This window comes from Bacillus sp. S3, assembly GCF_005154805.1.
Taxonomy (GTDB): Bacteria; Bacillota; Bacilli; order Bacillales; family Cytobacillaceae; genus Neobacillus.
Window position 1 is genome coordinate 3,152,194 of the sequence record NZ_CP039727.1, and the last position, 12,767, is coordinate 3,164,960.

The 12,767-nt window shown below is 38.3% G+C and carries 14 protein-coding genes and 1 tRNA gene; 3 read left to right on the plus strand and 12 right to left on the minus strand.

Annotated features, from left to right (window positions below; translation table 11 throughout):
* Nucleotides 1–53: 53 nt before the first annotated feature.
* A tRNA-Ser gene (locus FAY30_RS15090) sits at nucleotides 54–145 on the plus strand.
* Nucleotides 146–249: 104 nt separating this feature from the next.
* On the opposite strand, the gene FAY30_RS15095 is transcribed toward FAY30_RS15090, so the two are convergent.
* Together FAY30_RS15095 and FAY30_RS15100 are read right to left on the minus strand one after the other, a co-directional pair.
* On the minus strand, nucleotides 250–828 hold the full coding sequence (locus tag FAY30_RS15095; RefSeq protein WP_149870641.1) for a DMSO/selenate family reductase complex B subunit: 579 nt from the start codon (nucleotides 826–828) through the stop codon (nucleotides 250–252).
* 13 nt (nucleotides 829–841) lie between these two features.
* Nucleotides 842–3,235 (minus strand): DMSO/selenate family reductase complex A subunit, encoded by a 2,394-nt coding sequence (locus FAY30_RS15100; protein WP_223820789.1) that lies wholly within the window; start codon nucleotides 3,233–3,235, stop codon nucleotides 842–844.
* A 259-nt stretch (nucleotides 3,236–3,494) separates the two neighbouring features.
* On the opposite strand from FAY30_RS15100, the gene FAY30_RS15105 reads away from it, so the two are divergent.
* Nucleotides 3,495–3,782 (plus strand): DUF6509 family protein, encoded by a 288-nt coding sequence (locus tag FAY30_RS15105; protein ID WP_149870642.1) that lies wholly within the window; start codon nucleotides 3,495–3,497, stop codon nucleotides 3,780–3,782.
* Nucleotides 3,783–3,821: 39 nt separating this feature from the next.
* On the opposite strand, the gene FAY30_RS15110 is transcribed toward FAY30_RS15105, so the two are convergent.
* The 4 genes from FAY30_RS15110 to FAY30_RS15125 all read right to left on the minus strand — a co-directional run bounded on the left by FAY30_RS15110 (nucleotide 3,822) and on the right by FAY30_RS15125 (nucleotide 6,505).
* Entirely contained in the window at nucleotides 3,822–4,025 is a 204-nt protein-coding gene (locus FAY30_RS15110) for a cold-shock protein (RefSeq protein ID WP_190284663.1), read from the minus strand.
* A 138-nt stretch (nucleotides 4,026–4,163) separates the two neighbouring features.
* Nucleotides 4,164–4,364 (minus strand): cold-shock protein, encoded by a 201-nt coding sequence (locus FAY30_RS15115; protein WP_149870643.1) that lies wholly within the window; start codon nucleotides 4,362–4,364, stop codon nucleotides 4,164–4,166.
* Between the two features lie 246 nt (nucleotides 4,365–4,610).
* The gene (locus tag FAY30_RS15120; RefSeq protein ID WP_149870644.1) at nucleotides 4,611–5,561 is read right to left on the minus strand and encodes a nucleoside hydrolase; all 951 of its coding nucleotides are present in this window, start codon (nucleotides 5,559–5,561) and stop codon (nucleotides 4,611–4,613) included.
* A 113-nt stretch (nucleotides 5,562–5,674) separates the two neighbouring features.
* Entirely contained in the window at nucleotides 5,675–6,505 is an 831-nt protein-coding gene (locus FAY30_RS15125) for a non-homologous end joining protein Ku (RefSeq protein ID WP_149870645.1), read from the minus strand.
* 128 nt (nucleotides 6,506–6,633) lie between these two features.
* On the opposite strand from FAY30_RS15125, the gene FAY30_RS15130 reads away from it, so the two are divergent.
* Nucleotides 6,634–8,463: a DNA ligase D gene (locus FAY30_RS15130; RefSeq protein ID WP_149870646.1), complete on the plus strand. Its 1,830-nt coding sequence runs from the start codon at nucleotides 6,634–6,636 to the stop codon at nucleotides 8,461–8,463.
* Nucleotides 8,464–8,479: 16 nt separating this feature from the next.
* Here the strand turns inward: FAY30_RS15130 and dapF are convergent, their stop codons facing one another.
* From dapF to FAY30_RS15160, 6 genes are all read right to left on the minus strand, one after another.
* Complete coding sequence (dapF, locus tag FAY30_RS15135; RefSeq protein ID WP_149870647.1) at nucleotides 8,480–9,457, minus strand: diaminopimelate epimerase; 978 nt, start codon at nucleotides 9,455–9,457, stop codon at nucleotides 8,480–8,482.
* A gap of 72 nt (nucleotides 9,458–9,529) precedes the next feature.
* The gene (locus FAY30_RS15140; protein ID WP_149870648.1) at nucleotides 9,530–10,315 is read right to left on the minus strand and encodes a hypothetical protein; all 786 of its coding nucleotides are present in this window, start codon (nucleotides 10,313–10,315) and stop codon (nucleotides 9,530–9,532) included.
* Nucleotides 10,316–10,410: 95 nt separating this feature from the next.
* Nucleotides 10,411–11,190 (minus strand): ABC transporter permease, encoded by a 780-nt coding sequence (locus FAY30_RS15145; RefSeq protein ID WP_149870649.1) that lies wholly within the window; start codon nucleotides 11,188–11,190, stop codon nucleotides 10,411–10,413.
* Nucleotides 11,187–12,095 (minus strand): ABC transporter ATP-binding protein, encoded by a 909-nt coding sequence (locus FAY30_RS15150; protein ID WP_149870650.1) that lies wholly within the window; start codon nucleotides 12,093–12,095, stop codon nucleotides 11,187–11,189. Before FAY30_RS15150 ends, FAY30_RS15145 begins: the two co-directional genes overlap by 4 nt.
* Nucleotides 12,095–12,292 carry a PLD nuclease N-terminal domain-containing protein gene (locus tag FAY30_RS15155; RefSeq protein WP_149870651.1) on the minus strand — a complete coding sequence of 66 codons (198 nt, stop codon included), beginning with the start codon at nucleotides 12,290–12,292 and terminating at the stop codon, nucleotides 12,095–12,097. The genes FAY30_RS15150 and FAY30_RS15155 overlap by 1 nt, the downstream gene beginning before the upstream one ends.
* Before the next feature lie 104 nt (nucleotides 12,293–12,396).
* Nucleotides 12,397–12,720, minus strand: a complete 324-nt coding sequence (locus FAY30_RS15160; RefSeq protein ID WP_149870652.1) for a DUF4870 domain-containing protein — start codon at nucleotides 12,718–12,720, stop codon at nucleotides 12,397–12,399.
* Between the last annotated feature and the right edge of the window lie 47 nt (nucleotides 12,721–12,767).

Below are 12,767 nucleotides of genomic sequence, written 5' to 3' on the forward strand. Positions count from 1 at the left end.
AAATAAAAAAATACTCAAATCATTAATATTATGCTATAATATTTTTGTTAAACGGAGAAGTACCCAAGTGGTTATAAGGGGGCGCACTCGAAATGCGTTAGGACGGGCAACCGTTGCGTGAGTTCGAATCTCATCTTCTCCTCCATACTTATTTTTCAAATAAAAGGGTAAAAGAACATACAAAAAAACGCCAATTTTGGCGTTTTTTTTTGTCTTTCATTCTGCTGCCCAGGATTCTAATTACTTACCCTACAATTTCGCATCCTTATGTGGCGTGATTACAATGTTAGGCTTGGTAATCGAATTACTCGGCATTCCTATGATTTGGCTGACATCCCCATACTTTTTCCGCAGCTTCCTTACATCTCCAAATTCAATTGCGTTCATCGGACACGTAGAAACACATACAGGATCCTCACCATCTTCTTGAAGGTCAAGACAAAAATCACATTTATCAGACTTAAATACCTTTTTATTATACTGTGGTGCACCATAGGGACATGCCTTAACACATAATTGTGTACCTCTGCATGCTTCTTGATCAATAGTTACTACACCATTTTCTTTATTTTTACTTATAGCACCTACAGGACAGCTTGGCACACATTTTGGTTCTCTGCAATGATTGCATGCGATTGAAAAGTAGAAAGCTTTTACATTACCGACAATCCCTTTTGTCGGCTGCTGAATGAAACTGCCCTCCTCATACGTATATACTCTGCGGAAATTAATTCCGACATCCAGATTATTCTTATCCTTACACGCAACAGTGCATGCCTTGCAGCCGATACAAAGACTTTGATTAATATAAAATCCTAACTGGGCCAAAATCCCTCACTCCTTAGGCTTTTTTAACTTCAACAAGGTTTGTTAATTGCGGATTCGCTTTGGCAAGGGGAGTTGGCCGCCCCGATGTAAGAACATTTACTGAACCGCGCTTGTCCACCCCTTCATGATTCGGTGAATACCATGCACCTTGAGGGATCGCGACAACACCTGGAATAATGCGCGCTGTTGCCTTCACAGGAATCAATAATGACCCGCGATCATTATATACGTGAACACGGTCGCCGTCCTTAATTCCACGTTTTTCTGCATCCTTTGGATTCATCCACATCTCTTGCTTTGCTGCCTCCTCAAGCAAAGGCTGATTATCAAAGGTAGAATGACATCTCCTCTTATAATGCCAACTAATCATTTGTAAGGGGAACTTGTCTTTTAACGGATCGTTCGGGCCTTCCCAGGAAGGAATATACTTAGCAATAGCGGGAATTTCATCAGGATTATCCATATCCCATAATACCTTGGAAAATAATTCAATTTTGCCGGAAGGGGTTTTAAATGGATGATTTTCAGGGTCATCTATTTGCTCTTTAAACCCGATCAGTTGTGAATCATATTTAAAATGATGAACACCCTTCTCCCGGAATTCCTCAAAGGTTGGAAATGTTGGGTCAATTTCTTCCCTAGTCCTTACAACACTTTCTTTAACCAAGTCAAGAGTTGTTCTACCTTCCGTATATTGTTCCTTAATTCCAAGTTTATCTGCGACATCAGCAAACACATCATATTCATCACGGCATTCATATAAAGGATCAACCGATTTATCACCAAAAACTACATAATCACCAGAACCCCAAGGGAAACCGATATCATAGCGTTCAAAAAATGTTGTTCCTGGCAATAATATATCCGCAAATTTGGCACTTGGCGTCATAAAGATATCACTGGCAACAATAAACTCCACTTTACTTTCATCCTCAAGGAGCTTTCGTGTTTTATTAATATCTGAATGCTGATTAATCAGCATGTTTCCAGCCAAATTAAAAATTAGTTTAATGTTTGTATCTAAACGATCCGTGCCTTGTAATCCATCGGCCGAAGTCATTTCGGTCCCTTTTTCAACTGCCATTGTCCATAAAAAACAAGGAATGGATGCTTTCACAGGATTCTCGTAACTTAGTGGCTTTACCATATTTGACCGACTCCAAACACCAGTTCCGGCAGCCCACGTACCTAACTTGCCAATATTTCCGGTCAAGCATGCCAGCTGCGGGCCTCCGCGCATGAATTGCTCTCCATAGGCCTGCCGTTGAGCTGACCAGCCTTGAATTAAAGCAGCAGGCTTACTTGTTGCATACTCTCTGGCAATTTCCCTAATTTTATCCGCGGGAACGCGGCAAATCTTTTCTGCCCACTCCGGCGTTTTAGGAATTCCATCCTTTTTTCCCAGTAAGTAATCTTTCAAAGACTCGTTCTTAGGCACGCCGTCTGGCATATGATCTCCATCAAAACCTACGCAATATTTATCTAAGAAAGCTTGATCTTGCAGATTTTCAGAAATGATAACATGACACATTGCATCCATCAAAGCATTGTCCGTAGTAGGAAGAATTGGAATCCAATCATCTGCAAAAGCGATAGCTGTATCAGTATAACGGGGATCAATGACAATAATTTTCGCTCCATTCTTCTTGGCTTGAATTAAAAATTCACGATACGGAGTAGAAAAAATCATCTCTGCAGGATTTTGCCCCCATAAAATAATATATTTTGATTCTAATAGGGAATCAAAGCTGCTTCCTGTATTATTTGTTCCATATGTATAAGGGGTTGCCACACTCCCTGCTCCTACACTATAGTCCCCCCGATAATTCAAAAATCCACCAGTCAGGGACAGTAATTTTCTTACCGAATTTCTCCCGCCGTGAATACCGCTGCTCTGACCAGTTGCATAGTTAACATATCTGGATTCGGGCCCATATGTTTCGCCAATGCGCGTCACTTCTGACGCTATCGTCTCAATTGCTTCATCCCAAGAAATTCTTTTAAATCTCCCTTCACCGCGCTTCCCGGTGCGTTTCATTGGGTACTTCAGCCGGTCGGGATGATAGAGCATGTTTCGATAATTTCGTCCCCTTACACATGCCCTGAGTGGGGGCACAGACAGATCGCCACTACTTTGTGTGTCAGTACTTATCCGCATCACTACTCCATCCTTCACATGTGCCTTGATGACACAGCGTCCACCGCAATTCGTTATGCTGCATGTTGAAATGATTTTTTCAGAATCAATAGCATTTACTATTTTAGTACCCTCTTTGCGTTCCACAAGCATTTTTGTGCCAATTCCTCCGGCTATCGCCGGAATCCCAATGGCCCCTGACCATTTTAAGAAGGTGCGCCGCTCCATTTTATTTGTAAACAGGTTCCTTAAATGATTATTTTTAGACATCGCACAAAGCCCCCCTGACTTCAATTAATGATAATTAATCATAGTTTAAAAAATATTGTGAAGTATTTCACATTTTTACTTAGAAAATTTCTATCTAGTTTTATCTTATCCTAATCTGCTAAAGTTGGAATTACTTTGTGTATTTATTCACATTAATTTCATAATCCTCTTGGTTATGAACGTGTTGAGAAAATTTAACCATCATAAAGAAAATGTGTATAATAAGAAAGTTAACTAAACTGCAAAGGATGATTTCTGCTTGAATATTATTGGCCATGATGTGGAAAAACTAGAAGACCCATTTGGATTACTAACAGGTGACCGTTATGAATATTTCCTCGAACTTGAAGTTGACACCGAGGATGAACTTTATTCCGAGATGGGTATTGGGATAAAAGTAATTTACGTGAGTGATGTGGAAGGTGACAAAATTTCCAGCTACTATTTTTATGAACGTGGAAGCGAAAAGGTTCTTGACTTTGCCCTTGAAGAGGACGAAGAAGAACTAGTTCTTTCATACTGCCGGCAGCATCGAGAAGAGGTTTAAAAAAGCAGGGAGCATGGAGCTCCCTGCCAATCTAATTAATCACATGAAATTCTTACTATGGTTATGAATAACTTGAAGTTCTTTTGTAGTTTGACTCATTTCACTTTTGCAAATCGGGCAAAGTGGTGTTTCACTGCTTTTAAAATTATCACGAACCCAGCATTTACATTTCTCTGAAGTACAAACCCAAATTATCGTTTCTTCTAATTTAATTTCTTCATCATTTTTTCTACCAAACGCCAAAACGATCACTCCTTATAATTAGTTATGACTGTTTTTGAACACTTTGTTTGTATACTCTAAGTCTACTTATCTAGTAAAAATTATATAGATAAAAAGGTGATGCTTTCATCTATGCATCACCCTTTTATTTTAAGAGAATTAAACTGTTTGTACGTTAGCAGCTTGTGGTCCACGAGCGCCTTCTACGATTTCAAAAGATACAGATTGACCTTCTTCTAATGTCTTGAAGCCTTCTGTTTGAATAGCTGAAAAGTGAACGAATACGTCTTGACCGCCATCAGCTTCAATAAAGCCAAAACCTTTTTCTGCATTAAACCATTTTACTTTACCGTTTTTCATGGATTTTACCCCCAACAATTTGTTCACTTTAAGTTTATCGTACATTTAAAATAATAAAAAAGACGTAATTACACGTTCGGGCAATAGACATCACCCACATGTTCGTGCAGTTACGACTACTTAATCCTAAAAATATTAACGAACACTAAAGCGTAACTTTATTTTATCAAAATTTCTTCCTTTCGTCAATCCAATTTCAAAAACTAGGAAATACTGAAAATATCTAGTATTTAATGCCATTTAAATTTACCTATTAGCCAAAAAGATTTCCATAAAATTTCCGGCAAATTTTTGCAGGTCTATTTCCATGCCAATGTAATCTAAGGTTACTTGCGGATCTATATCCGGTTTTGGCCGAAAGTCAGCGATACTTTTTCCTTTCGCATTACCAAATTCCTCAACCCTGACACGCCGCGGTATATATTTAACAAGATCCGGATTTACTAATGCCATTAGCGGGACTACATCATGAAGTGGTGCACCTTGAATTCCTGGTACATTTTTTTGATAGGCTTTAAAATAATAATCAAATGCCGGCTTTAATAAAGGTCTAAAGGGGGTGAGACTTTTTTCACTGAGGTAGGTAATTATTTCCGGTGTGATAATGGCTTTATTCGTGATATTTAACGGAAATAAATAATTATTATGTGCTTTTTCCATTACGGTATTCGCGGCAATTGGGTCGACATAAAAGTTTGCCTCCGCTTCGGCCGTTATATTCCCAGGTACTAAAAATGCCCCACCCATTATATAAAATGCTGTGACATCTCTTAAAGCATTATTTCCATATAAAATAAACATCAATGCCAGCTCCGTTAATCTCCCAACAGAAACGATAATTAGATTTCCTTTATATTGTTTAACAATTTCAATAACCTTATTTATATCATGAACATGTACATTTTTTATCGTATCTGGCGGCTTGATAGGACCTAATCCCTCTTTACCATGTATTTCAGGATAATACTGGATAAGTTCACCTGAGAGTGGTCCAGCTGCACCTGCAATAATGGGTATATCTTCTCTATTACCTAAAGTTAATAAATAGGCTGTATTTTTTATCGATTTCTCTTTGGGCGTATTTCCATAGCCGCTGATAATTCCAACTATATTTATTTTCGGATTAAGTAAGGCATACATAATAGCAAACGAATCATCGATACCAGGGTCTGCACTCAGGAGTACATTATAAGCCATTTCTTATCCTCCGCTTTCTTGATATGTCATTAATTACATTATGATAAAATCAGGATAGAAATTACAGAGTGGTAAGGAAAAACCGATTCCAAAATTAGAATCGGCCATTGTCTTTATGCTTCTTTTTTGATTTTGGATGCAGCCTTTTTCCTAGGAGCTGCCGCTTTTTTCGGTTTTGTCCGATCAATCGATGCCTGCAAGGCTGCCATTAAGTCCGTTACATTAGAAGGAGCTTCTTTCGTTGCGGCTGTCACCGTCTCTTTACCGGAACGTTTGGATTCAATTAGTTCAAGAAGTGCGGTTCTGTATTCATCTGTATATTTTTCAGGCTCAAATTCGGTTGTTAATTGATCAATCAATAAGATTGCTGTATCTAATTCTCTTTTCGTTACTTTATCCTCTGAAGGAACATTTGGAACATCCCCCGTTTTGCGAACTTCATCAGGATAATGAATGGTTTCCATGACCAATGTATTTTCATATACACGGATGACGGCCATCCGCTCCTTTGAACGGATAATAATTTTAGCAAGCCCTACCTTTTGTGATTCCTGCAGCGCCTTGCGTAATAACGAATAAGCCTTTCCTCCGCCTTCGTTTGGGGACATATAATAGCTTCGATCAAAGTAAATCGGATCAATCTCTTCTATTTTGACAAAATCAATAATTTCCACTGCCTTTTCTTCATTTTCCTTTCGCAGCTTTTCCAGATCTTCATGATCAAGTACGACAAATTTTCCTTTTGTATATTCATATGCCTTTACAATATCTTCAGGCTTCACTTCTTCTTCACAGACAGAGCAAATTTTTTCATACTTAATTGGCGCATGGCATTTGTTATGCAGGGTCCTGAGCTTAATATCTTTATCTTCTGTTGCTGTGTGAAGCTTGATGGGGATATTGACAAGCCCAAAACTGATACTCCCTTTCCACATCGTATGCATAGAAATTCTCCATTCTTTTTATTTTTTATTGTGTAACTCTTGAATCAAACCATTCCTAAAAACATTTGGAAAAGGATGAAGTCACCGGCAATGAAGCAAAATAAGAAAAAAGGAAGGACTTAAGCTAAATGAAACCAATGCTTCCAAGTTTAACCTTTGATTTGCCAGTCCGGCCCGATTGGCTGTATGAGGTAAAATATGATGGATTTAGGGCCCTATTGGAATGGAATGCAAAAGGAATCTCGTTAACAAGCAGAAACGGCAAGGACCTTTTCCCGCAATTTCCAGAAATAAGGGGGTTTTTATTACAGCATGAAAAACAATTGAAACCATTTTTGCCGCTGCTGTTGGACGGGGAGCTTGTATCCCTTGAGAACACACATAAAGCCAACTTCTCCGCCATTCAAGTTAGAGGAAGGTTAAAGTCTGAAAAGAAAATTACTGAACAGTCAACTCGTTTTCCCTGCCGCCTCATGATTTTTGATTTACTAAAGCTAAAAGGAAAACCGCTTTATTCTTGGGATTTTTTTAAACGAAAAGCAGAACTGGCTAAATTATTTCAATCAATAGGGTTAAATTTAGAACCTGACCCATATAATGACCAACTGCTTCAATATGTAGAGGCATATACAGATTTTAATGATCTGTGGGAAAAAGTGGTTTTATATGATGGGGAAGGTATTATTGCAAAATCCAAAAACAGTCCATGGGAAGAGGGAAAGCGTTCATTACAATGGCTTAAATATAAGAACTGGAAATATGTAAACTGCTTTATCACTTCCTTCGAGAAGACGAACGGCTATTTTTATGTTGGAGTGTACAAGGATGGCAATATTTTTCCAATCGGCCAAGTACTTTTCGGCTTTAAACCTGAAGAAAAGGATGCACTCAAACAAACGATTAAACAAAATATGGTGAGTGAGGATGGGCAATTTATTTATGTTGAACCAGCGATTTGCCTCAAGGTAAAATATTTAGAACTCTATGATAATCAGCTGCGTGAACCACACTTTGATCGATTCCGGTTTGATTTGAAGCCTATTGAATGCTCATATGACCGCTTTATCTTTGCACAGAAAAACCTACCCTCTGACTTGGATATTACCCACCCTGATAAACCATTATGGGAAGAGCATGCAATCCAGAAAGCGGATTATATCTTGTACTTACAAAAAATTTCACCGTACATGCTTCCGTTTTTAACGAATCGTTTGTTAACCGTCATTCGTTATCCTCATGGAATGTTTGGGGAAGCTTTTTACCAAAAAAATTGCCCCGATTATGCACCAGAATTTGTTCAAACATTTTTGGCTGATGGGATTGACTATATCGTATGCAATGATTTAAAAACCCTGATTTGGCTGGGGAATCAACTGGCGATTGAATTTCATGTCCCTTTTCAAACCATTAACAGTAAAGGACCGAGCGAAATAGTTTTTGACTTAGACCCTCCCTCAAAGGACGCGTTTCCATTGGCAATAAAAGCGGCAATTTATATAAAGGAAGTGCTTGATCAATTGAATTTAATCGGGTTCATCAAAACCTCAGGCAATAAAGGGTTGCAAATTTACCTTCCTCTCCAGGAAAATATTTATTCATATGAAGAAACAAGACTATTTACAAGCTTTATTGCCGAATACTTAATCTCAAAGGATCCCGATTCATTTACGATTGAACGCTTGAAGAAAAATCGCGGAAATAGATTATATGTTGATTACGTGCAGCACAGTGAAGGAAAAACGATTGTGGCACCCTACTCCATGAGAGGGAACGAACATGCCGGCGTGGCCACTCCGCTTTATTGGGAAGAAGTGCATGACAAGTTAGAACTCGTTTCCTTTAATATGGAAAATGCCCTTAACCGAATTCGCATTCAAGGGGATCCATTTAGCGATTATTTCCAAACAAAACAAGTCCAGCCGTTTGGACCGGTTCTAGATATACTAAAAAAAGGATAAGGGCTAGACCTTATCCTTACAACATCTTTTCTAAAAACTGCCCCGCTTCGGATTCGAGCAGCTTGTATGTCTCCTGTTCAGAAAACTCTTCTCGAGATATTAGTGAAAATGTTGCATCCTCAAGATTAATCATGACAGAAGCCTTGTAGAGGTAGGTAGCATTCCCAATCAAATCAATTGAATATTTTCCTTCAAATTCATGGACCACACATTGTACCCTGCCGCCATTATTATAAACATCAATAACTTTCTCATTTTCATTTAATCCACTTAAACAAGATACAACCGAGGACGCCGACATCGCGGTACCACAAGCATTTGTAAACCCTACACCACGTTCAAATGTTCTGACATAGATAGAGCCTGTTTGTAATGGCTTTACAAAGCTGACATTTACACCGTCCGGAAACAACGCATTCGGCCCATTTACTTTTTCACTTAACTGTCTTTGGATGTTAATTTGCAGTTGATCCGTTTCGACAATCGTAATTAAATGCGGATTCGGTACCGCAAGTGCTGTAAACCTTAACTCTTCGGACAGTTCTGCAATTCTTTCATTGAATAAAGTAGGCTTATTTAAATTTAGAGGCAGTGCCTTTAATTCAAACAACACTGGAGAAATTTCCACTTGGTACGTTTGAACATCTTGAATGAGATCTTCTTGTTTACTTACCTTAAGATTAGCTTTCATTGTTTCAATTATCGCTTCAGTTAGGCCAAACTGTTCACAAACGACTCTAGCCACAAGGCGAAGACCATTTCCACACATGGAAGCCTCAGAACCGTCTGCGTTAAACACACGCATTCTTGCTCTTGCACGATCACTCTTCATCACAAAAAGAATCCCATCTGCTCCCAAATCAGACTGTCGATTACACAATAATCTAGCGAGATTCGCACGTTCGCTTTCAGAAAATGAATATCCATTTGTTAGTTCATCGATAATAAGAAAATCATTACCTGAACCATGTCCTTTAATTAATTCAATTTGCACAGTAAAACCCCCACAATTCATTGTTTCATCTATCATATCAAACAATGAAAATGAGGGAAACTCTATAAACCGTTATCTTTCGATAAAATATTCGTTAATGAGAAAGGACATGCGAAGAAGCTTGTCATTTTCTGCAAGAGCCTCTTTGAATGACAATACAGGAGTATTTGGTTCAGGAAACAGCAGACTCCATTCTAACGGCATCCAGCCTCTGCGAAGCCTCCCAACCTGCCGATGCTGAGTGTCCAGCACTTGCTCATCCATAAAAACAGAAGATCCTTCGATTCCACCGACATATCCCCCGCAACCATCGAACAATTCCTTTTGGGATTTCTTCCAGCCTAAAACCTTTTTTTCTAAGCTGCCCAAAAGACGACTCTGCCGATCGTATACTTCAATCTTAATCGATTTTTCACCTTTTACTTTAAAGAATCCAAGCACTTCCTCGTCATAATTGTAAAGGGCAAATGTTTTTGAAATCCTTAATCGCTTCCAGCCGTTTTTTTGGGTTTTTTTTATTATCCCTGCCAAATTGCCATTTGGAAAATAGAGGTGGACCTGTGATGATTGGGTATTCATGTAAAATACCAAGAGATGCTCTGCTTGTAATATTGATTGATTGATATTTTCCGATTCAAGGATATTTTTGCTGATTTCTATTGATTGCCGCATTCGATATAGGTAGATTTGAAAACTAATCAGGCTATAGATTAGAAATGGAATGGTCATAAGCATAATTTCACTATGCTTAATAATGGAAAGATTGATTGCAACAATCAAAATCGTTGGAACCAATGCTGCAATACTACCATTTAAGTTCAAATTAGCTGTATCCCGGTAATATTCATTTATTCTCATTCTTTAAACTCCTTATCAATTCCTCTATTGACAGTTTATTTACTAGTAATCAAAAAAATGATAGAAGTTTTATAGTGTGGAACGAAAAGATTTTCCTAGGACGCTAATTCTTTTTTCTTAAAAATAATCACACTAAAAGATAACAATAATAAGATGCTGCCTCCTGCAATTAAACTAACTGGAACGAGATCATCCGGAATACTATTATTTATCAGTATTTGATTCGCATAATTCGTAAGCTGTGCGGGACTCCAATCAAGCAGATTTGAAAGGGTACTGCTCACCAAATTTACAACAATGACAGTCGCTAATGAGCAAAATCCGGCAATTCCAGGTGACAAGAGTGAAGCACTGAAAAACAGCGTTATGGTTAAAATCAACGAAAACCATAGACCATAAAAAAAGTACGATTGGAAAAAGTCTGCAATTGGAATCCACTCAAATAATATACCAGTGTAATACCATGTGCTAAGGTAACCGATCAAAAAGGAAAACCACAATAACAATAGCGCCCCCGCCCATTTGGCGGTGACAAAGGAACGATAGGAAACAGGTTTTACTAAAATCATTGCCGCCACTCCACTTTTTCTTTCTGCGGCGATAATCCCCATCGTTGAAAAGACTATAATCAATACACCTAGTGTCGTATATTGTCCAAGCCCCTGAACTAACACTTCTCCGGCAGATGGCGTGGGAATCTTGATCACCGCACCTTCCGGCAAATTTCCGACTGAATCGAGAATTTGCGGCATGTAATACGTGGTAATTGGCTGTTGAACCCCCAGTAAAATAAAGGTAATCGGCACCCAAATCCATTTGAAATTTCTCCACATTTCTACTATCTCTTTTTGCAGCAATGTCAGCCATTGGTTCATTTCCCCACCACCTTCATAAACACGTCTTCAAGGGTCATACTGCTTATTTCAAATTTCTCAAGCGGCAAATTTTGTTCCGAAATCCGCTTTAAAAATGACTGCCTTGCCAGGGCAATATTTTCCACAAAAATGCTGACCCGATTTCCTTCGTTCCTAAGAGATTGTGTTAATTCATCCGATGTGAAGATTGAACTATAATCTTCGGCTTTTCCTCTGAAGTATAAGTCAATTTTTGCTTGCTGATGTCGCTCTCGAAGCTCTGCCATGGTTCCTGATTCAACAATTTCTCCGTTATGTAGAAACAGAATTTTGTCACAAACCTCTTCAGCATCGCTTAAAATATGAGTTGAAAATAATATGGTTGTTTCTTTTTTTAATCCCTCGAGCAGATCTAGAACTTCCCTCCTGCCTATTGGATCCAGGGCAGAGACAGGTTCATCCAGCATGATTAGCTGTGGTCGATGAATTAAGGCTTGGGCAATACCTAACCGTTGCTTCATCCCTCCGGAATATTTACCAACCTTACGGTTTTTCGCATCTAAAATGCCTACAAGCTGCAGTAGTTCCAGGGATCGCTCTTTCGCTTCTTTTCCGGTTAAGCCCGCTAATTTACCTACATATACTAAAAATTCAAGACCGGACATCCACTCGTAAAACACTGGAAACTGTGGAAGATATCCAATTAAATCACGGATATCCTCGTTTTTTTTCGATTTGGTAAAGTTAATTCTTCCACTCGTCGGATTCATTAGTCCCGAAAGCATTCTTAGTGTGGTTGTTTTTCCCGCACCATTAGGGCCTAATAAAGCAATACATTTTCCTTTTTCTAATGTAAAATCAAGCCCTTTTATCACCTCTATCCCTTGAAAGCTCTTTTTTAAACCTGTAATTTGAATAAGAGGCATCAGTTACTTCTCCTTCCAATCACAAAATAAAGGATGGGGCCAATGATATTGATGAATAAAATAATTAGTGCCCATAACCACTTTGGCCCATTTGTTTTTTCAATTTTAACAAGATCAATAATGGCAATAATCAGTAATATAAGTTGGATAATAACGATTGGCGCGATAATCGGCAAATAACTTCCTAGAGATTCCATGTTCTTTCCCCCTAATTTTTCTTCTCTTTCATTCATATGACGTTCGAACTAGAAAAACGTTCAAAAACCCGGCAAAAATTTTTGCCGGGTTTCAAAATATGTTTTTATTTAATTAGCCTGAAAATAAACGGAAATTGATATTCTTTCCCCTCGTATGCTCTAACGGCTGCGATAATACTAAAAATAAGTGCTGCAACTCCAAGTGCCCATAGAAGAAAAATACCGATAATGACCAGAGTTAAGATTCCTGCTACCACTGAATAAACCAAATAGGAAATAAAGAAATTAAAATACTCTTTCCCATGATAGTCAATAAATGTTGACTCATCCTTTTTTATTAACCAAATAATCAGCGGAGCTAAAATGGGGAAAAATAAGCTCAGCACATACAAACCGGCAGCCATTAACCTTTCTTCACTTTTAATCATGATCATTTCCTCCATTGGAAATATTTTTCCTTACCTTATTATTTACG